The 17874-nt window shown below is 72.2% G+C and carries 22 protein-coding genes; 14 read left to right on the top strand and 8 right to left on the bottom strand.

Translation table 11 applies throughout. From position 1 onward, the window contains the following. Positions 1-39 precede the first annotated feature (39 nt). The 10 genes from H0S66_RS03850 to H0S66_RS03805 all read left to right on the top strand — a co-directional run bounded on the left by H0S66_RS03850 (position 40) and on the right by H0S66_RS03805 (position 6600). Positions 40-1038 (top strand): TerC family protein, encoded by a 999-nt coding sequence (locus H0S66_RS03850; protein ID WP_179614225.1) that lies wholly within the window; start codon positions 40-42, stop codon positions 1036-1038. Positions 1039-1089: 51 nt separating this feature from the next. After that, complete coding sequence (locus tag H0S66_RS03845) at positions 1090-2130, top strand: LLM class flavin-dependent oxidoreductase (protein WP_179614224.1); 1041 nt, start codon at positions 1090-1092, stop codon at positions 2128-2130. Positions 2131-2389: 259 nt separating this feature from the next. Beyond that, positions 2390-2611 (top strand): translation initiation factor IF-1, encoded by a 222-nt coding sequence (gene infA / locus H0S66_RS03840; RefSeq protein ID WP_068114187.1) that lies wholly within the window; start codon positions 2390-2392, stop codon positions 2609-2611. A gap of 44 nt (positions 2612-2655) precedes the next feature. Further along, the gene (rpmJ, locus tag H0S66_RS03835; RefSeq protein ID WP_179614223.1) at positions 2656-2769 is read left to right on the top strand and encodes a 50S ribosomal protein L36; all 114 of its coding nucleotides are present in this window, start codon (positions 2656-2658) and stop codon (positions 2767-2769) included. 172 nt (positions 2770-2941) lie between these two features. Continuing rightward, on the top strand, positions 2942-3316 hold the full coding sequence (gene rpsM / locus H0S66_RS03830; protein ID WP_179614222.1) for a 30S ribosomal protein S13: 375 nt from the start codon (positions 2942-2944) through the stop codon (positions 3314-3316). 71 nt (positions 3317-3387) lie between these two features. Next, entirely contained in the window at positions 3388-3795 is a 408-nt protein-coding gene (gene rpsK / locus H0S66_RS03825; RefSeq protein WP_179531991.1) for a 30S ribosomal protein S11, read from the top strand. 29 nt (positions 3796-3824) lie between these two features. Next, the gene (gene rpsD / locus H0S66_RS03820; RefSeq protein WP_179614221.1) at positions 3825-4433 is read left to right on the top strand and encodes a 30S ribosomal protein S4; all 609 of its coding nucleotides are present in this window, start codon (positions 3825-3827) and stop codon (positions 4431-4433) included. A gap of 124 nt (positions 4434-4557) precedes the next feature. Then, positions 4558-5574 (top strand): DNA-directed RNA polymerase subunit alpha, encoded by a 1017-nt coding sequence (locus tag H0S66_RS03815; RefSeq protein WP_179614220.1) that lies wholly within the window; start codon positions 4558-4560, stop codon positions 5572-5574. Between the two features lie 107 nt (positions 5575-5681). Further along, positions 5682-6245, top strand: coding sequence for a 50S ribosomal protein L17 (rplQ, locus tag H0S66_RS03810; protein ID WP_179614219.1), 564 nt, complete (start codon positions 5682-5684; stop codon positions 6243-6245). Between the two features lie 79 nt (positions 6246-6324). Beyond that, positions 6325-6600, top strand: coding sequence for a YrhK family protein (locus H0S66_RS03805; protein WP_179614218.1), 276 nt, complete (start codon positions 6325-6327; stop codon positions 6598-6600). On the opposite strand, the gene H0S66_RS03800 is transcribed toward H0S66_RS03805, so the two are convergent. Both H0S66_RS03800 and H0S66_RS03795 read right to left on the bottom strand, forming a co-directional pair. Then, positions 6597-7583 (bottom strand): ketopantoate reductase family protein, encoded by a 987-nt coding sequence (locus tag H0S66_RS03800; RefSeq protein ID WP_179614217.1) that lies wholly within the window; start codon positions 7581-7583, stop codon positions 6597-6599. The genes H0S66_RS03805 and H0S66_RS03800 overlap by 4 nt on opposite strands. Beyond that, positions 7580-7939 carry a GntR family transcriptional regulator gene (locus H0S66_RS03795; RefSeq protein ID WP_179614216.1) on the bottom strand — a complete coding sequence of 120 codons (360 nt, stop codon included), beginning with the start codon at positions 7937-7939 and terminating at the stop codon, positions 7580-7582. The genes H0S66_RS03800 and H0S66_RS03795 overlap by 4 nt, the downstream gene beginning before the upstream one ends. Positions 7940-8004: 65 nt before the next feature. Here H0S66_RS03795 and H0S66_RS03790 point away from each other — a divergent pair, with 65 nt between their 5' ends. The 3 genes from H0S66_RS03790 to H0S66_RS03780 are packed head-to-tail and all read left to right on the top strand — an operon-like array spanning position 8005 to position 10469. Continuing rightward, entirely contained in the window at positions 8005-8904 is a 900-nt protein-coding gene (locus tag H0S66_RS03790; protein WP_218876217.1) for a carbohydrate kinase family protein, read from the top strand. A gap of 15 nt (positions 8905-8919) precedes the next feature. Then, complete coding sequence (gene truA, locus H0S66_RS03785) at positions 8920-9843, top strand: tRNA pseudouridine(38-40) synthase TruA (RefSeq protein WP_179614215.1); 924 nt, start codon at positions 8920-8922, stop codon at positions 9841-9843. Then, positions 9840-10469 carry a class I SAM-dependent methyltransferase gene (locus H0S66_RS03780; protein ID WP_179614214.1) on the top strand — a complete coding sequence of 210 codons (630 nt, stop codon included), beginning with the start codon at positions 9840-9842 and terminating at the stop codon, positions 10467-10469. Before truA ends, H0S66_RS03780 begins: the two co-directional genes overlap by 4 nt. On the opposite strand, the gene H0S66_RS03775 is transcribed toward H0S66_RS03780, so the two are convergent. The 6 genes from H0S66_RS03775 to H0S66_RS03750 all read right to left on the bottom strand — a co-directional run bounded on the left by H0S66_RS03775 (position 10459) and on the right by H0S66_RS03750 (position 16165). After that, positions 10459-11139: a maleylpyruvate isomerase family mycothiol-dependent enzyme gene (locus H0S66_RS03775; protein ID WP_179614213.1), complete on the bottom strand. Its 681-nt coding sequence runs from the start codon at positions 11137-11139 to the stop codon at positions 10459-10461. The two genes, H0S66_RS03780 and H0S66_RS03775, sit on opposite strands and share 11 nt — an antisense overlap. A 95-nt stretch (positions 11140-11234) precedes the next feature. Beyond that, a complete protein-coding gene (locus H0S66_RS03770; protein ID WP_179614212.1) occupies positions 11235-12566 on the bottom strand; it encodes an ABC transporter substrate-binding protein in 1332 nt (443 codons plus the stop codon). Next, on the bottom strand, positions 12563-13750 hold the full coding sequence (locus H0S66_RS03765) for a branched-chain amino acid ABC transporter permease (protein WP_179614211.1): 1188 nt from the start codon (positions 13748-13750) through the stop codon (positions 12563-12565). Before H0S66_RS03765 ends, H0S66_RS03770 begins: the two co-directional genes overlap by 4 nt. Next, positions 13750-14616 (bottom strand): branched-chain amino acid ABC transporter permease, encoded by an 867-nt coding sequence (locus H0S66_RS03760; protein WP_258017084.1) that lies wholly within the window; start codon positions 14614-14616, stop codon positions 13750-13752. The genes H0S66_RS03765 and H0S66_RS03760 overlap by 1 nt, the downstream gene beginning before the upstream one ends. A gap of 44 nt (positions 14617-14660) precedes the next feature. Continuing rightward, positions 14661-15365: an ABC transporter ATP-binding protein gene (locus H0S66_RS03755; protein WP_179614209.1), complete on the bottom strand. Its 705-nt coding sequence runs from the start codon at positions 15363-15365 to the stop codon at positions 14661-14663. Next, positions 15365-16165 (bottom strand): ABC transporter ATP-binding protein, encoded by an 801-nt coding sequence (locus tag H0S66_RS03750; protein ID WP_179614208.1) that lies wholly within the window; start codon positions 16163-16165, stop codon positions 15365-15367. The genes H0S66_RS03755 and H0S66_RS03750 overlap by 1 nt, the downstream gene beginning before the upstream one ends. A gap of 154 nt (positions 16166-16319) precedes the next feature. Between H0S66_RS03750 and H0S66_RS03745 the strand changes: the two genes are divergently transcribed. Then, positions 16320-17579, top strand: coding sequence for a PucR family transcriptional regulator (locus H0S66_RS03745; RefSeq protein WP_180923785.1), 1260 nt, complete (start codon positions 16320-16322; stop codon positions 17577-17579). The last annotated feature ends 295 nt before the right edge of the window (positions 17580-17874 follow it).

The following is a 17874-nucleotide window of genomic DNA, read 5'->3' as shown; positions in this document are numbered from 1 at the left end:
TCGGCGCTGCCGCCAACCCTTTGACCCAGGAGGAACCCTGTGGACGTCTCCGCCCTCGAATGGGGCATCACGATCACCGTCACGTGTGCCGTGCTGCTCTTCGACGTCATCATCATCTCGCGCAACCCGCACGAGCCGACCATGCGCGAGAGCACCGTCGCGTTCATCCTCTACATGGCCGCGGCGTTCGCGTTCGGCGTGTGGACCTGGGGCTTCCACGGCCAGGAGTACGGCGTCGACTACTTCACCGGCTTCGTGGTGGAGAAGAGCCTCTCGGTCGACAACCTCTTCGTCTTCATCGTGCTGATGGCGGCCCTCAAGGTGCCCCGCAAGTACCAGCAGGAGGCCCTGATGGTGGGCATCATCCTGGCCCTGGTCTTCCGCGGCATCTTCATCGCGGTCGGCTACGCGCTGATCCAGAACTTCAGCTGGGTCTTCTACATCTTCGGTGCCTTCCTCATCTACACCGCGGTCAACCTGGTGCGCTCCTACCGCAAGCACGAGGAGGAGCACCCCGAGGACTCCCGCATCGTGAAGTTCGCCCAGAACCACCTCAACGTGGGCGACCAGTGGCACGGCCTGAAGCTCTTCTACCGCGAGAACGGGGTGCGCTTCGCCTCCCCGATGCTGATCGTCATCATCGCGCTCGGCTTCACCGACGTGCTGTTCGCGCTCGACTCGATCCCGGCCATCTTCGGCATCACCCAGGAGCCCTACCTGGTCTTCACCGCCAACGTCTTCGCGCTGATGGGCCTGCGCCAGCTCTACTTCCTGATCGGCGGCCTGCTCGAGCGCCTGGTCTACCTCTCCCTGGGGCTGTCCTTCATCCTGGCCTGGATCGGCGCCAAGCTGGTGATCCACGCCCTGCACGAGAGCGAGATCATCGGCTGGGAGGTGCCGACCCTGCTGAGCCTCGCGGTGATCCTGGTGGCGCTGGCCGTCACGGCCCTGGCCAGCCTCGCCAAGACCAAGAAGGACGAGCGCACCGAGGTGGAGGCCACCGACTCCACCCCGCCGGCGCCGCGCCCGGCCGAGTGAGGGACCTCGGCGGTCCGGAATAAGCGACGGGTCGACGGACGCTCCTGAGAGGTGACTTCGCCGAACCTCTCCGTCCTCGACCTGGTGCCCGTGCGCACCGACCAGACGTCCGCCGACGCGGTGCGGGCCAGCCTCGACCTGGCCCGCACCGCCGACGAGGTCGGCGCCACCCGCTACTGGGTCGCCGAGCACCACAACATGCCGGCCGTGGCGGCCACCAACCCGCCGGTCCTGATCGGGCTCATCGCCGGTGCCACGTCGCGGATGCGCGTCGGCTCGGGCGGGGTGATGCTGCCCAACCACGCCCCGCTGGTGGTGGCCGAGCAGTTCAGCCTGCTGGAGGCCGCGTTCCCCGGGCGCATCGACCTGGGCATCGGCCGGGCGCCGGGCACCGACCCGGTGACGTCGTACGCGCTGCGCCACGGCGCCGGGGGAGTGGGCGACGACGCCGTCTCGCGCTTCCCCGAGTACGTCGACAACGTGGCGGCGATGATGGCTCCCGAGGGTGTCGGGGTGGCGGTCCAGGGCCGCACCCAGCCGCTGCGCGCGACCCCGGTCGCGGCGAGCGTGGCCAGCCTGTGGCTGCTCGGCTCCTCCGACTACTCTGCGCGACTGGCCGCCGAGCGGGGGCTGCCCTACGTCTTCGCGCACCACTTCTCCGGGCAGGGCACCGCCGAGGCGCTGGCGCTCTACCGCGACACCTTCCGGCCCTCGGAGGTGCTCGACGCCCCGCGCACCTTCCTGACCGTCAACGCCGCCGTCGCCCCCACCGCCGAGGAGGCCGAGCGCCTGGCGCTGCCGCACCTGCAGATGATGCTGGCGCTGCGCACCGGGCAGCCGCTGGGCCCGCAGCGCCTCGTCGAGGAGGCCGAGGAGGTCGGGATCCCCGAGGAGCAGCGGGCCCTGGTCGAGGCGATGTCGCGGCGCTGGGTGATCGGCGACGCCGAGACCGCCCGGGCGCGCGTGCGCGACCTCGCGGCCGAGCACGGCGTCGACGAGGTGATGGTGCACCCGGTGGCGTCGGCGTACGCCGGCACCGACCCGGCCACCTCGCCCGCTCGGGAGCAGACGCTGCGGCTGCTCGCGTCCTGATTAGGGATCCCGAGCAGGGCGCGTCTAAACTGGCGTGTCGGCCCAACGTGGGTCTGTTTCGTGGCGCCTCGCGGCTGCCCGTCACCGTGCTCGACCACCTCGTGAGAGAGGGTCGCGTGCGTGCGGGTGAGGGGCCAGGGGACGACCGCACGAGGTCCACCGGCTCGAGGTCCGCCTCGGCGCCGGAGGTTCCCGGGCCACCTGCTCCGGCACCCGTCGGGGCAGTGCAGAAAACGATAGACAACAGATTGTGGAGGACATGCCGAAGAAAGAAGGCGTGATCGAGATCGAGGGCTCCGTCGTGGAAGCCCTGCCGAATGCCATGTTCCGCGTCGAGCTGAGCAACGGGCACAAGGTTCTCGCCCACATCAGCGGCAAGATGCGCCAGCACTACATCCGGATCCTCCCCGAGGACCGCGTGGTGGTGGAGCTCTCGCCGTACGACCTCACCCGAGGTCGGATCGTCTACCGCTACAAGTAAGCGAAGCCGACGGTTCCCGGCGGGAGCCACGAAAGGACCTCGACATGAAGGTCAAGCCCAGCGTCAAGCGCATCTGCGACAAGTGCCAGGTGATCCGTCGCCACGGCCGCGTCATGGTCATCTGCTCCAACCCCCGCCACAAGCAGCGCCAGGGCTGAGCAGGCGCCGGCCCCAGGGCCGGTGCAGCGCACAACTGAACAACCTCCATACGTGAACGCTTAGCCGCACACCGCGGTGAAACCACCCCCGGAGCAGAAGGCCGGGGCCCGACCGACGAGGGACGGGACGCGTCACGACCGACACCTCTGCGAACCACCGAAAGGCCATCACATGGCACGCCTCGTTGGTGTGGACCTCCCGCGCGACAAGCGCATCGAGATCGCACTCACCTACATCTACGGCATCGGCCGTACCTCCGCCCAGCAGCTGCTCGCCGAGACCGGGGTCAACCCGAACACTCGCGTGCACGAGCTCGGCGACGACGAGCTGGTCAAGCTCCGCGACGCCATCGACGCCAACTTCAAGATCGAGGGTGACCTCCGCCGCGAGGTCCAGGCCGACATCCGTCGCAAGATCGAGATCGGCAGCTACCAGGGTCGCCGTCACCGCATGGGCCTCCCGGTCCGCGGTCAGCGCACCAAGACCAACGCGCGCACCCGCAAGGGTCCCAAGCGCACGGTCGCCGGCAAGAAGAAGTCCAAGTGATCGCACGCCCCCGGGCGTCTCACTGCACTTCGATCTCGAACTCACCGACCAGCTAACCCAGGAGTACATCTATGCCTCCCAAGAGCCGCTCCGCGGCCGGCGCCAAGAAGGTGCGCCGCAAGGAGAAGAAGAACGTCGCGCAGGGCGAAGCCCACATCAAGAGCACGTTCAACAACACCATCGTCACCATCACCGACCCCACCGGTGCGGTGATCTCGTGGGCCTCGGCCGGCACCGTCGGCTTCAAGGGCTCGCGCAAGTCCACCCCGTTCGCCGCGCAGATGGCCGCCGAGGCGGCCGGTCGTCGGGCGATGGAGCACGGCATGAAGAAGATCGACGTCTTCGTCAAGGGCCCCGGCTCCGGTCGTGAGACGGCGATCCGCTCGCTGGGTGCGATCGGCCTCGAGGTCGGCACCATCCAGGACGTCACGCCCACGCCCCACAACGGCTGCCGCCCGCCCAAGCGCCGCCGCGTCTGACCCGCGCCCGAGAACAGGAGACTTGAGAGATGGCCCGTTACACCGGTCCCATGACCCGGAAGTCCCGCCGTCTCGGCGTGGACCTCGTCGGCGGTGACGCTTCGTTCGAGCGTCGCCCCTACCCTCCCGGCGCGCACGGCCGTGCCCGCATCAAGGAGAGCGAGTACCGCTCGCAGCTGCAGGAGAAGCAGAAGGCCCGCTTCACCTACGGCGTGATGGAGAAGCAGTTCCTGAACTACTACAAGGAGGCCTCGCGCCGCTCTGGCAAGACGGGTGACAACCTGCTCCAGATGCTCGAGTGCCGCCTCGACAACGTGGTCTACCGCGCCGGCTTCGCGCGGACCCGTCGTCACGCCCGCCAGCTGGTCTCGCACGGCCACTTCCTGGTGAACGGCAAGAAGGTCGACATCCCGTCGTTCCAGGTCACCGCCCACGACATCATCGACGTGCGCGAGAAGTCCCTGGAGATGACGCCCTTCATCGTGGCTCGCGAGACCCACGGCGAGCGCGTCGTCCCGGCCTGGCTCGAGGCGCTGCCCGAGCGGATGCGGGTCCTGGTCCACCAGGTCCCCACCCGGGCGCAGATCGACCTCCCGGTCCAGGAGCAGCTCATCGTCGAGTACTACTCGAAGAAGTGATCCTCGGGCGCTGTCCCGGGCCCGCCCGGGACAGCGCCTGGCTCCTGCACCACCGCTCCATCTTCCTTCCACCTCGCAGTTCGGGCCCGTCAAATAGTGGGTGGGCCCGGAAAGGAAAGACCCAGTGCTCATCGCACAGCGCCCCACCCTCTCGGAAGAGACCGTCGACGAGTTCCGCTCGCGCTTCGTCATCGAGCCGCTCGAGCCCGGCTTCGGCTACACGCTCGGCAACTCGCTGCGCCGCACGCTGCTCAGCTCGATCCCCGGCGCGTCGGTCACCAGCATCAAGATCGACAACGTGCTCCACGAGTTCTCGACCATCGAGGGCGTCAAGGAGGACGTGACCGAGGTGATCCTCAACCTCAAGGGTCTCGTCGTCTCCTCCGAGCACGACGAGCCGGTCACGATGTACCTGCGCAAGTCCGGTGCCGGTGACGTCACCGCCGCCGACATCGCGCCCCCGGCCGGTGTCGAGGTGCACAACCCCGACCTCAAGATCGCCACGCTGTCCGACAAGGGCAAGCTGGAGATGGAGCTCGTCGTCGAGCGCGGTCGCGGCTACGTCTCGGCCGTGCAGAACAAGGGTGCCGACAACGAGATCGGCCGGATGCCGGTCGACTCGATCTACAGCCCCGTGCTGAAGGTGACCTACAAGGTCGAGGCCACCCGTGTCGAGCAGCGCACCGACTTCGACAAGCTCGTCATCGACGTCGAGACCAAGCCCTCGATCCGTCCCCGCGACGCGATCGCCTCGGCCGGCAAGACCCTGGTCGAGCTCTTCGGCCTGGCCCGCGAGCTGAACGTCGAGGCCGAGGGCATCGACATCGGCCCCTCGCCGGTCGACGAGCAGCTGGCTGCCGACCTCGCCCTCCCGGTCGAGGACCTGCAGCTGACCGTCCGCTCCTACAACTGCCTCAAGCGCGAGGGCATCCACACCGTGGGTGAGCTCATCGGTCGCTCGGAGCAGGACCTCCTCGACATCCGCAACTTCGGTGCGAAGTCGATCGACGAGGTCAAGGCCAAGCTGGTCGAGATGGGCCTGTCCCTCAAGGACAGCGCGCCCGGCTTCGACCCGCACGCCGCCCTCGCGGCGTACGGCGACGACGACGACGACGCGTTCGTCGAGGACGAGCAGTACTGACCTGGTGAGACCGGGGGCGCCCGCGCCCCCGGTCCCGCCCAAACCGGTCGGCGACCGCCGACCGTCTACCCCGGTACCTGGTACGGCCGGAGAGAAGAGAGAGAACGATGCCCAAGCCCACCAAGGGTCCCCGCCTCGGCGGCAGCCCCTCCCACCAGCGCCTGATCCTGGCGAACCTGGCCACCCAGCTCTTCGAGCACGGCCGGATCACCACCACCGAGTCGCGGGCCCGTGCCCTGCGTCCGTGGGCCGAGAAGCTGATCACGAAGGCCAAGAAGGGCGACCTGCACAACCGTCGCGAGGTCCTCAAGACCATCCGCGACAAGGGTGTCGTGCACGTGCTCTTCACCGAGATCGCCCCGACCTTCTCGGAGCGTCCCGGCGGCTACACCCGCATCACCAAGATCGGCCCCCGCAAGGGCGACAACGCGCCGATGGCCGTGATCGAGCTCGTCACCGAGGCCTACAGCGCCACCCCGAAGGCGGCCAAGCCCGCCCCGGCCGCCCCGGCGGCCGAGGAGACCCCCGCCGAGGAGGCTCCCGCCGAGGAGACCCCCGCCGAGGAGACCGCTGTCGAGGAGACCCCGACCGAGATGACCGAGGAGGCTTCCCCCGAGGAGTCCGTGGTCGCCGAGGCCGAGGTCGCCGACGAGGACGACACCAAGTCCTGACCCGCACCGCCGACGACCCGCCCGAGCTCCTCGGGCGGGTCGTCGTCGTTCCCGCCCCCGGCACGCACCAGGAGGAGAGATGGCCCTGCACGTCCCTGGAACCAGCGAGGAAGTGGTCCTGCGCGACCGCTACGAGGTCGCGAGCATCGCCAACGACCTGCTCATCGCGCTCTGGTTCCTGATCGGCAGCATCCTGTTCTTCCAGGAGTCGACCGCGTACGCCGGCACCTGGCTCTTCGTGGTCGGCAGTGCCCAGCTGGGCATCAGGCCCGCCATCCGTCTCGCCCGACGCGTGCACCTGCGCAGGCGGGGCGGCCAGGGCGGGCAGCGGCACGAGAGCGGCGACGACTTCTAGCCGCCGCCGGGGAGCCGGGCCAGCAGGTCGGCGGCGTCGAGCAGCCGGGCCGCGGCGCCCTCGCGGGCCAGCCGGTTCACGGTGAGCTGCACCAGCTCGTTGGCCGGCGTCGCGACCCCGTGCAGGCGTCCCAGGAGCACGATCTCGCCGTTGAGGTGGTCGACCTCCACGTCGCCGGTGCGGCGGGCCAGGCTCTGCCAGGTCGACGAGCCCGCCTCGTCGCGGCGCACCAGCGGGCGCAGCAGCTCGCCGCGCCGGGCGAGGTCGTCGGCACGGCTGACCACCGGCACGCCGGCCGCGTGCAGGACCCGTTCGCCCTCCTCGCGCACCAGCTCGACCAGCCGCTCGGCAGCGGGCCCGTCCTGGCAGGCGGCGTCGACGCCGTTGCCGAGGTTCACCAGCAGCTTGCGGTGCTTCCAGGCCATCGCGTCGGGGCGGGGCACGCTCTGGAAGCCGGCGCTGCGCAGGTCGACGGCCACGGCCTCGTCGACCGCGTCGACGCCGGCGGGGTAGGAGCCGATGTCGAGCAGGCCCGGGGCGCCCAGGGAGTGCAGGACGACCTGGCCGGGGCTGAGGTGGCTGGCGGGCATCATCACGGTCACGGCGTGCACCGCTCCGAAGTGGCGCAGCACGGCGCGCTCGTTGCTGACGCCGTTCTGCAGGCACACCACCGGGGTGCCGGGGGGCGCGTGGGCGGCGAGGTCGGCCAGGGCCGCCTGGGTCTGCTGGGACTTCACCGCGAGCAGGACCACGGTGTCGTCGTGCCACTCGACTTCGGCCGGGCCGGCGGCCGTGCGCAGGCGCACCACCCGCTCGTCGTGGCCGACGGCCAGGCGCAGCCCCTCGGCGCGCAGCCGGGCCAGGTGCTCGCCGCGGGCCACGGCGGTGACCTCGAGGCCGGCCTCGTGCAGCAGGGCGGCGACGGCGCCGCCGACGGCACCCACCCCGACCACGACGTAGCGGCGCGGGCGGTGCTCGCTCACCGCGACCACTCGCGCTCGACGAGGCGCAGCGCGTCGCCCACGCCGAGACCCAGGCGGCGCAGCGCAGCGACGTACTCGGCGGCGGCCCGCTCGGCGTCGCCCGAGCCCGCCTGCGCGGCCGAGGCCACGAAGGTGCCGCGGCGCCCCTCGGTCGCCACCACCCCGTCGGCCTCGAGCTCGCGGTAGGCGCGCGCCACCGTGCCCGCCGCGACGCCCAGCTGCTCGGCCAGCGCCCGCACCGTGGGCAGCCTCGTGCCGGGCACCAGGTCGCCCGAGGCGGCGCGGGCGGCCACCTGGCGCCGCAGCTGTTCGAAGGGCGGCTCGTCGGACGACGGGTCGAGCGGTCGCACGGTCATGCCCGAACCCTAGGCTGGCGGTGACCGAGGTGGTCGCGGACGTCCCGGCGTGGTAGACCCGCGCTATGGACAGGGACGTGATGGTGGTCGGGGAAGCGCTGGTCGACGTGGTGCGCACCGCCGACGGGTCGGTCGGCGAGCACCCCGGGGGGAGCGCGGCCAACGTCGCGGTGGCGCTGGCCCGCCTGGGCCGCACGGTCCGCTTCGCCACGTCGTACGCCGACGACGCGCACGGCCGGATGCTCGCCGAGCACCTGGCGGGCTCCGGCGTCGCGCTGGCGATCGACCCGCACGTCGTCGAGCGGACCTCGACGGCCGCCGCGACGATCGGCGCGGACGGCGCGGCGTCCTACGAGTTCGACCTCGACTGGCGGCTGGGCGACGTGCCCACCGACCCGGCCCCGGCGGCCGTGCACGTGTGCTCCTTCTCCGCGGTGATCGAGCCGGGCGCCGGCACCGTCCGCGCGCTGGTCGACCGCCTGCGCGAGCACGCCACCATCTCCTACGACGTCAACGTGCGTGCGGCCGTGACCGGCACGGGGCCGGACGTGGTGGCCAGCGTCGAGAGCGTCGTGGCGCTCGCCGACCTGGTGAAGGTCAGCGACGAGGACCTCGAGCTGCTCTGGCCCGACCTCACGGTCGAGCGGTCGGCCGCCCGGCTGCTGACGATGGGTCCGTCGGTCGTGGTGCTGACCCGCGGGGCCGAGGGCGCGACCTGGTTCGACCACGAGCGCGAGGTGACGGTGGCGCCGCGCCGCGTCGAGGTGGCCGACACGATCGGGGCCGGCGACACCTTCGCCGCCGCCCTCGTCGACGGGCTCGCCGAGGAGGGCCTCCTGGGCGGCCGCCTCCCGGCGCTGGCGCCCGAGGTCGTCGAGCGGCTGCTGGCCCACGCCGCCCACGCCGCCTCCATCACCGTCTCGCGCCCCGGCGCCGACCCGCCGTACCGCGCCGAGCTGGTCTGAGGAGAGGATGGGCGGGTGCGCCTGCGGATCGACCTCGCCTACGACGGGACCGACTTCCGGGGCTGGGCGACCCAGCCGGGGCTGCGCACCGTCCAGCACGAGGTCGAGACGGCCCTGGCCGTCGCGCTGCGGGTCGGGGTGCGCGACGACGACCCGCCGGGCAGCGCCCGGGTGCCGGTGGTCTGCGCGGGGCGCACCGACGCGGGCGTGCACGCGCGCGGCCAGGTGCTGCACGCCGACGTCGACGAGCAGGCGGTCACCGTCTCGGCCGGCCGCTCACCGGCGCCGCCGCTGGAGGCGCTGGTGCGCCGGCTCAACGGGATCCTGCCGCCCGACGTCGTCGTACGACGCGTGAGCCGGGCGCCGGAGGGCTTCGACGCCCGCTTCTCGGCGACCTGGCGCCGCTACACCTACCGGGTCGCCGACCGCGCCGAGAGCCTCGACCCGCTGGCCCGCCACCACGTGCTGGTCTGGCCCCGCCCGCTCGACGTCGGGCTGCTGGCGGCCGGGTCGGCCGCGCTCGTCGGGCACCACGACTTCGCCGCGTTCTGCAAGCGCCGCGAGGGCGCCACCACCGTGCGCACCCTGCTCGACCTCGACTGGCGGCGCACCCCGACCGGGCTGGTCGAGGCGAGCGTGCGCGCCGACGCCTTCTGCCACTCCATGGTGCGCGCCCTGGTGGGCTGCCTGCTGACCGTGGGGGAGGGGCGGCGCCCGGTGGAGTGGCCGGCCCAGGTGCTGCTCTCCCGCGAGCGCCAGCCGCAGGTCGCGGTCGCGCACGCGCACGGGCTGACCCTCGAGGAGGTGGCCTACCCCGGCGACGACGAGCTGGCCGAGCGCGCCGACCAGACGCGCGCGCGGCGGGCGGCGCTGCCCGAGCCCCACCCGCGCGAGCCCCACCCGATCAAGCACAGGCACAGCCCCGAGGAGACGGCGTGAGCGACGAGCACTACTTCACCGCCGACCCGTCGGTGCCCTTCAAGCGGGCCCCGGTCACGGTGTCGGTCTGGGGCCACGACCTCGACCTGGTCACCGGCTCGGGCGTCTTCGCGCAGGGCCGCCTCGACGTCGGCACCGCCGTGCTGTTCCGCGAGACGCCGCCGCCGACCGGCGGCCGGCTGCTCGACCTGGGCTGCGGCTACGGCGTCATCGGGCTGGCGGCGGCCGTCGCGGCCCCCACGGCGCAGGTCGACGCCGTCGACGTCAACGAGCGCGCCCTCCTGCTGGCCCGCGAGAACGCCCGGTCGGTGGGGGTCGCCGAGCGCTACGCCGCGCTGCTGCCCGACGAGGTGCCGGCGGAGGCGGCGTACGACGAGATCTGGTCGAACCCGCCGATCAGGATCGGCAAGCAGGCGCTGCACGAGCTCCTGCTGACCTGGCTGCCGCGGCTCGCGCCGGGCGGTCGTGCGGTGATGGTCGTGGGCAAGAACCTCGGCGGCGACTCGCTGCAGCGCTGGCTCGGCGAGCAGGGCTGGCCCACCACCCGGCTCGCCAGCGCCAAGGGCTTCCGGGTGCTGGAGACCCGGCGCGCGGCGGACGTGGGCGCCGGACCCGTCAGGGAGTGAGCCCGAGCGCCAGGAGCGCCGCGGCGGCGGGGTCGTCGCTGGTACGACGTCGGTAGGCCAGCAGCGCCAGCTCGCCCGCAGGGGCGTTGAGCTCGACCACGGGGCGTCCGTCGCCGACGGCGACCGGCTCGTCGTCGAGGTCGGTGGGGGTCAGCAGCAGGGTGCCCGGCAGCGGGTCGATGCGCCCCATCCGCAGCTGGCGGGGGTAGAAGAGGGTGACCACCTCGCGCACGGCCTCCCAGGCCAGCGGTGCCGGCACGTCCCACTCCCCGGCCCGGCCCTGCGAGTCGAGCAGGTCGAAGGTGTGCAGCGTGGTCTCGAGGGTCTGGCGGCGGGTCCACCAGCCGGCGGTGCCGCGGCCGCGGCCGAAGGTCCAGGTCTCCTGGTCGGGGTCGGTGCCGGTCAGCACCCGCACCAGCTCCTCGACGTGGCCGCGGAACCAGACCGGCAGCTCGCCGAGGTCGGTGGGTGCCGGCACGGGGTGCACCTCGGGGTCGCCGGTGCGGACCACGTGGGCGGCCCACTGGTAGACCCCGCCGACGTGCTCGACCAGGTCGGCCGCGCACCAGTCGGGGCACCCCGGCACCGGTGCGGCCGGGTCGGCGTCGTCCACGAGCCCGGCCAGCCGCTCGGTGGTGGTCTGCAGCAGCCGGTTCCAGTCGTGGGGCACCGAGCCATCCAAGCACGACGACGGCGCCCGGTCCGCGAGGGACCGGGCGCCGCCGTCAGTGGTGGTGCTCTGGATGGTGCTCAGGGTGGTGCGGATCAGCCGGCGTCCGGGACACCGCTCTCGGGCGGGGCGTCGTTGGCCTGGTCGGAGGAGTCCTCCTCGATGGGGGCGTCGCCGATGTCGCTGACGAGCACCGGGGTGAGCTCCTCGGCCTTGCCGCCCTGGAGCTCCACGACGCGCATGCCGGAGATGCCCATGTGGCTGTCGGCGCTGAAGCGGAACGGCGCCAGCTGCGGGCCCTCGATGTCCTCGAACGACTCGACGGCCTCGACCAGGCCGTCGCGGGTCAGGTCCTCGCCGGCGGCCTGCAGGGCCTGCACGAAGGCGTAGGCCTGCGACATGCCGTAGATCCGGTAGTTGGTCAGCTCGCCGCCCTCGCCCTCCTGGTCCCAGACCTTCTGCCACAGCTGGACCCACGGGTCGTCGGCGGCGTCGACGCCGGGGATGTACTCGGTGGTCAGCACGCCGTTGAGCGCGCTGTTGTCACCCTCGACGGCACCCTCGGAGAAGCGGTTGAGCAGCGAGCCGACGAGCTGGGGGTCGGAGCCGACGTTGGAGTAGAACCAGGTCGGGTCGTAGCCGAGGGCCAGCGAGGTGAGCTGGGTCAGCGCGGTGTACGACGGGGTGTTGAAGGCGATCACGAGGTCGGCGCCCGCCGCCTGGAGACCGGCCACCTGCGGGCCGACGTCGGTGTTGCCGGAGGTGTAGCGCTCCACGCCGACGATCTGCTTGTCGAGGTACTGGCGCACACCCTTCTCGCCGTCCTCGCCGAAGTCGTCGTCCTGGAGGAACAGCCCGACCTTCGCCTTGGGCATGTTCTCGGCGATGTACTGGCCGATGATCTTGCCCTCGATCTCGTAGTCGGGCTGCCAGCCGAAGGTGTAGGGCTTGGACTCGACGTCGTCGCCCCACTGCAGCGAGCCCGAGGAGACGAACAGGTCGGGCACGCCCTCGGAGTTGAGGAAGTCGACGACGGCGCTGTGGGTGGGGGTGCCGAGGCCGCCCACCATCGCGAAGATCTCGTCCTGCAGGACCAGCTCGTTGGTGACCTGGCTGGTGTTGGTCGGGTTGTAGCCGTCGTCCTTGACGATGTACTCGATCTGGCGGCCGTTGACGCCGCCCGCGGCGTTGACGAAGTCGAAGTAGGCCTGGGCGCCGGTGGGGATCTCGCTGTAGCCGGGCGCGGCGACACCGGTGAGCGGGAAGTGGCCGCCGACGGTGACGGTGTCCTCGGTGACACCAACGTCGGAGGCGCCCCCGCCGTCGCTGCCGCCGTCGCTCTCGCGGTCGCCTCCGGCGCCGCAGCCCGCCAGGACCATGGTGGCCGTGAGCAGGCCGGCCACGGGGGCCAGCAGTCGTGCCTTCATCGTGTACTTCCCTTCGAGGTGGTGGACCCGGATGCCGAGGGCTTGCCGGGGTCGGGCTCGGTGGTGCTGTGGTGCGGGTCGTGCGGGGAGTCGAAGCGGTCGGGGGAGTCGGGGGACGTGGCGCCGCCGGCGGCGGCCATCTGGCGGCGCGCCCGGCGGGTGGCCAGCGACATCTTGGTGGTGCCGACCAGGCCGGCCGGGGCGAGCAGGATGACCAGGACCATCACCAGGCCGTAGACCAGCGGCGCCAGCTCGGCGGCGCGGATGTCGGAGAGCCCGGCGTCGCCGCCGATGCGGGTGACGAACGGCGGGAGGAAGGTCAGCAGGCCGGCGCCGATCAGGGCACCGGACAGGTAGCCGAGACCGCCGAGGACCACGGCGGTGAGCAGCGTCAGGCTGAGCACGATCGTGAAGCCGCTGGGAGCCGCGAGCCGGGCGGTGATGGCCAGGACCGAGCCGGCTGCGCCGGCCGCGGCCGCGCTGACCATGAACGCCGAGATGCGGGCCCGGCCCAGCCGGATGCCGGCGAGCTCGGCGGAGACCTCGTCGTCGCGCACCGCGCGCCAGCGGCGACCGACCCGGCCGCGGGCCAGGTTGGCCAGCAGCACGAAGGTGACGATCAGGGTGATCCAGCCCAGGTAGGCGACGTACTGGCTGCGCGACATCTCGGTGCCGGTGACCAGGTACTCCAGGTCGAGCGCCCAGGTCGGGACCTCGGGCAGCGAGACCCGCAGGCCCTGCTCGCCGCCCAGGAAGTCCCGGAAGTAGAGCGCGATGCCGGGCACGGCGATGGCGAGCGCGAGCGTCGCGCCGGCCAGGTAGGGCCCGTGCAGGCGGGCGGCGGCCACGCCGACGGCGGTGCCCACGACGAGCGCCACGACCGTCGAGGCGAGCACGACCAGCGAGATCGGCATCGAGCCGGTCGGGTCGTCGAGCAGCAGGGCGGTGGTGTAGGCGCCGAAGGCCATCAGGGCGCCGTGGCCCAGGGAGATCTGGCCGTTGATGCCGGTGAGCACCGTCAGGCCGCCGGCGGCGATGCCGAGGTAGGCCATGGCGGCCAGCTGGAGGGCGCGGAAGTCGCTGACGCCCTCGAGGACCACCATCACCACGAGCAGGCCGAGGACGGCGGTGAGCAGGTGGCGACCCAGCACCGAGTGGCGCCACACGTCGAGGAAGCGGTTCATCAGACCCTCCTGGCGGAGGCGACGGCGAAGAGCCCGCCGGGCCTCAGGGTGAGCACGAGCATCAGGATCAGCAGGGCGGCGAGGGCGACCAGCTCGGAGCCGAGGTAGCCGCTGACGAAGCTCAGCGACAGGCCCAGGGTCAGTCCGCCGACCACGGCACCGACGGGGCTCTCGAGCCCGCCGAGCACCGCGGCGACGAAGCCGTAGACGACGATGGAGTCCATGTAGCCGGGGTGCACCAGGCCACCGCTGGCGATCAGCAGGCCCGAGAGGGACCCGACCACCGCGGCCAGGGCCCAGCCCAGGGTGAGCATCCGGCCCACCCGCACGCCCAGCAGGCGCGCCACCTCGGGGTTGTACGCCGAGGCGCGCATCCGCAGACCCACGTCGGTGTAGCGGAAGAGCAGGAGCAGCAGCACCATCACCGTCGCGACCGCGGCGATGGTGAAGATGCCGGAGGTGGTGAGCCGGATGGTGGTGCCCCCGACCTCGAGGCCGCGCAGCCCGAACGGGGCGGGGAAGGAGCGGAAGCGGTTGCCGAAGATGACCGCGGCCAGCGCGTGCAGGGTGATGAAGAGACCCAGCGTCAGGATGACGGCGTTGATCTCGGGCTTGTCCTCGACGGGGCGGATGATCACCCGCTCGATCACCGCGCCGAGCACCAGGCCGGCCAGGAGGGCGGCGGCGAAGCCGATCCAGTAGGAGTAGCCGGCGTCGATCAGGGTCAGTGCGATGAAGGTGGTCACCATCGCCATCGGTGCCTGGGCGAAGTTGACGATCCGGGTGGACCGGAAGATCAGCACCAGCGCCAGCGCGAACGCGGCGTACACGGCGCCGAGCGTGAGCCCGCCGAGGGCGGTGTTCACGAGTTGTTGCACGTCGATCTCCGTTCTTGGGGTGGGCGGTGCGGTCAGAAGCCGAGGTAGGCGTGGCGCAGCTGGTCGTCGGCGGCCAGGACGGAGGCGGCCTCGTCGGCCACGACGCGGCCGAGGTTGAGGACGATCCCGTGGTCGGCGACCGACAGGGCGCTGCGGGCGTTCTGCTCGACCAGCAGGACGCTGAGGCCCTGGTCGTCGACGAGCCCGCGCAGCAGGTCGAAGATCTGGGCCACGATGCGCGGCGCCAGCCCCAGCGACGGCTCGTCGAGCAGCAGCAGCCGGGGCTCCGACATCAGCGCCCGGCCGATGACCAGCATCTGCCGCTCGCCGCCGGAGAGGGTGTGGGCCAGGCCAGCGCGCCGGTCGGCCAGCACGGGGAAGAGGTCGAAGACGCGCTGCAGGTCCTCGGAGCGGAACTTGCCGCCCTTGGCCAGGCCGCCGAGGCGCAGGTTCTCCTCGATGGTGAGCTCGGTGATCACACCGCGGCCCTCGGGGACGTGCACCATGCCCAGCGCCGGCATCTGCTCGGCGGTGACCTTGCGCAGCGGCTGGCCGTCGAGGGCGATGGTGCCGGACTCGGGGCGGTGCAGGCCCGAGACGGTGCGCAGCAGCGTCGTCTTGCCGGCGCCGTTGGCGCCGAGGACGGCGGTGATCTGGCCCTTGCCGGCGGTGAAGGAGACGTCCTGCAGCGCGGTCACGGGTCCGTAGCCCGCGGTGAGACGGTCGAGGGTCAGCATCAGTGGGTCACCTCGTCGCCCAGGTAGGCCGCGAGCACGGCGGGGTCGTTGCGCACCTCGTCGGGAGTGCCGTGGGCGATCACCTTGCCGAAGTCGAGCACGGTGATCTCGTCGCAGACCCGCATCACCAGGTCCATGTGGTGCTCCACGAGCATCACCGACATCCGCGAGCCCAGCGACGACACGAGGTCGCCGAGCTCGTCCATCTCCGCCGCCGACAGGCCGCTGGCGGGCTCGTCGAGCAGCAGCAGCGTCGGCTCGGCCGCCAGGGCGCGGGCCAGGGCGATGCGCTTGCGGACCGGGTAGGGGAGGCTGGCGGGGTAGCGGCCGGCGTACTGCTCGATGCCGAGGTCGGCGAGCACCGCCATCGCCCGCTCGCGCAGCGCCTTCTCCTCGCGGCTCGCGCCGGGCAGGGCCAGCAGCGAGCCGAGGAAGCCCGAGCTGGCGTGGCGGTCGGCGCCGACGATGACGTTGTCGAGCACGGTGATGCGGTCGAAGAGGCCGAGGCCCTGCAGCGTGCGGGCCATCGAGAGGCCGGCGAGCTGGTGCGGGGCCAGCTTGTCGAGCGTCCTGCCCTCGCGCACGATCCGACCGGTGTCGGGGGTGACGAAGCCGCAGGCGACGTTGAACAGCGTGGTCTTGCCGGCGCCGTTGGGACCGATGACGCCGTGCACGGAGCCGGGACGCACCGAGAGGCCCACCTCGCTGAGGGCGGTGATGCCACCGAAGCGGACGGTGACGTCGGAGAGCTCCAGGGCTGCGGCCCTCGTGCCGGTGTCGGCGGACGGTGTGGACGACATGGGGTCCTTCCGGGAACGGGCAGCCGGACGCGTTCGTCCCGCTGTGACGTCCACCACTTTGGTCGCAGCGCACAGATCGCGCACTAGGCGCATCGCACAAAATATGTTGGCCGATGCGCCATTTCACCGCCTTTACGCTGGCGCTCCTTGTGCGATGGGTGCGAACGTGCTCGTCATGCGCCTCGACGTCGGACCCGGGCGGGTCACCCTGGAGGACGTCCAGCGCGCCTGGCTGCCCCTCGTCGAGCAGTCCGACCGCATCGCCGACAGCATCACGCTGACCCTGCTCGAGCGCGACGCCGCGATCTACGACCAGGTCGACCCGGACATGCGTGCCGACGTGCGCGAGAGCACCCGGGTGCACATCCGGCGAGGCCTGGAGGTGCTGACCGGTCAACGCCCCGCGGGCAGCTCGGCGGCGGTCCAGGTGTGGCGCGAGACCGGCCGGCGACGGGCCCAGCAGGGCGTGCCGCTGGAGCTGGTGCTCAACGCCTACACGGTCGGGGCGCGGATGCTGTGGGAGGCGCTGGTGGCCGACTCCCAGCGCCGCGACGGGCGTGGCGACGAGCCGGTGCTGCTGCTCGCCGCGCGCATCGTGTGGTCGAACCTCGACGTGCAGACCGCGGTGCTCATCGACTCCTACCGGCGCGAGAGCGCCCGCCTCACCCGCGCCGACCTGCAGCGCCAGCAGTCGGTGCTCGACGCGCTCGTCGAGGGTCGCGGCGCCGACCCGGAGTACGCCGCGGAGGTGCGCGACGCGCTCGGCGTCGACCCCGACGCCCCGGTCGGCTGCCTGGTGGCCCTGCTCGACGGCGAGCCCGACGGCGGCATGGGCCCCAGCGAGGACCGCCTCGAACGGCTCGGCCTGAGCGTGCGCTGGCACGTGCGCGGCGGCACCTACTTCGGGCTCGTCGCCGCCTCGGCCGACGTCGCCCACCCCGTCCCCGTCACCCTCGGCGAGGACCAGCTCGTCGAGGCGGTGGGCCCCCAGGTCCTGGCCCGCGTCGGGGTCTGCGTCGCACCCGACGGCGTGGCCGGCTTCGCGTCGGCCTACCAGCTCGCCACCCGCGCCGCCGAGACGATGCCGCGCGGCACCACGGGCGCCGTCGCGGTCTCGCAGCGGCTGCCCGAGGTGCTGCTCGCCGGGTCACCCCAGGTGGCGCCGCTGCTGCTGCGCGAGACGCTGGGACCGCTGCTGGCCCAGCCCGAGGCCCAGGCACGCACCCTGCTCGACACCCTCGCGGCCCTGCTGCGCCACGACGGCTCGCCCACGCACGCCGCGGAGGAGCTCTACTGCCACCGCAACACCGTCATCTACCGGCTCAAGCAGATCGAGGAGCTGACCGGCCGGTCCCTGAACAGCCCCCGCGACAAGCTGCTGCTCGAGCTCGCCCTGATGGCCCGCGACCGCTGACCCCCACCCGCTCTCCGCAGCGGGAGCGGTCGTCGAGACCCGCCGTGTGGTTGCCGCCCGTTGGTCGAGCAGTGACGAGCGCCAGCGAGGAACGTCGTCGAGACCCGGTGAGGTGCGCGCCCGCCGTACGCCGGGCAGTCCCGTGCGCGGAGTGGTCACGGACGACAGGTCAGTGGCCCTCTGCTGTGTCGTCGGTGACCACTGCGCGCCGTGCCGCTGCGCGCCGTGCGCCGTGTGGTCGCGGGGTCTCGGCGACGCTCGAGCCTTCGGCCCTCGCTGCTCGACCAACGGTGGT

Origin of the sequence: Nocardioides marinisabuli (assembly GCF_013466785.1) — a bacterium.
Classification (GTDB): domain Bacteria; phylum Actinomycetota; class Actinomycetes; order Propionibacteriales; family Nocardioidaceae; genus Nocardioides; species Nocardioides marinisabuli.
Note: the sequence above shows the minus strand (reverse complement) of the source record. Positions and strands in the feature narration are given on the sequence as shown.

Excerpts from the sequence above, each read along its gene's own strand:
- rpsD (WP_179614221.1), top strand. The coding sequence starts at position 3,825 with ATGGCCCGTTACACCGGTCCCATGACCCGGAAGTCCCGCCGTCTCGGC.
- H0S66_RS03790 (WP_218876217.1), top strand. The coding sequence starts at position 8,005 with ATGGACAGGGACGTGATGGTGGTCGGGGAAGCGCTGGTCGACGTGGTG.
- H0S66_RS03795 (WP_179614216.1), bottom strand. The coding sequence starts at position 7,939 with ATGACCGTGCGACCGCTCGACCCGTCGTCCGACGAGCCGCCCTTCGAA.
- infA (WP_068114187.1), top strand. The coding sequence starts at position 2,390 with ATGCCGAAGAAAGAAGGCGTGATCGAGATCGAGGGCTCCGTCGTGGAA.
- rplQ (WP_179614219.1), top strand. The coding sequence starts at position 5,682 with ATGCCCAAGCCCACCAAGGGTCCCCGCCTCGGCGGCAGCCCCTCCCAC.
- H0S66_RS03755 (WP_179614209.1), bottom strand. The coding sequence starts at position 15,365 with ATGCTGACCCTCGACCGTCTCACCGCGGGCTACGGACCCGTGACCGCG.
- H0S66_RS03765 (WP_179614211.1), bottom strand. The coding sequence starts at position 13,750 with ATGAACCGCTTCCTCGACGTGTGGCGCCACTCGGTGCTGGGTCGCCAC.
- H0S66_RS03745 (WP_180923785.1), top strand. The coding sequence starts at position 16,320 with ATGGGTGCGAACGTGCTCGTCATGCGCCTCGACGTCGGACCCGGGCGG.
- rpmJ (WP_179614223.1), top strand. The coding sequence starts at position 2,656 with ATGAAGGTCAAGCCCAGCGTCAAGCGCATCTGCGACAAGTGCCAGGTG.
- H0S66_RS03770 (WP_179614212.1), bottom strand. The coding sequence starts at position 12,566 with ATGAAGGCACGACTGCTGGCCCCCGTGGCCGGCCTGCTCACGGCCACC.
- H0S66_RS03805 (WP_179614218.1), top strand. The coding sequence starts at position 6,325 with ATGGCCCTGCACGTCCCTGGAACCAGCGAGGAAGTGGTCCTGCGCGAC.
- H0S66_RS03750 (WP_179614208.1), bottom strand. The coding sequence starts at position 16,165 with ATGTCGTCCACACCGTCCGCCGACACCGGCACGAGGGCCGCAGCCCTG.
- rpsK (WP_179531991.1), top strand. The coding sequence starts at position 3,388 with ATGCCTCCCAAGAGCCGCTCCGCGGCCGGCGCCAAGAAGGTGCGCCGC.
- rpsM (WP_179614222.1), top strand. The coding sequence starts at position 2,942 with ATGGCACGCCTCGTTGGTGTGGACCTCCCGCGCGACAAGCGCATCGAG.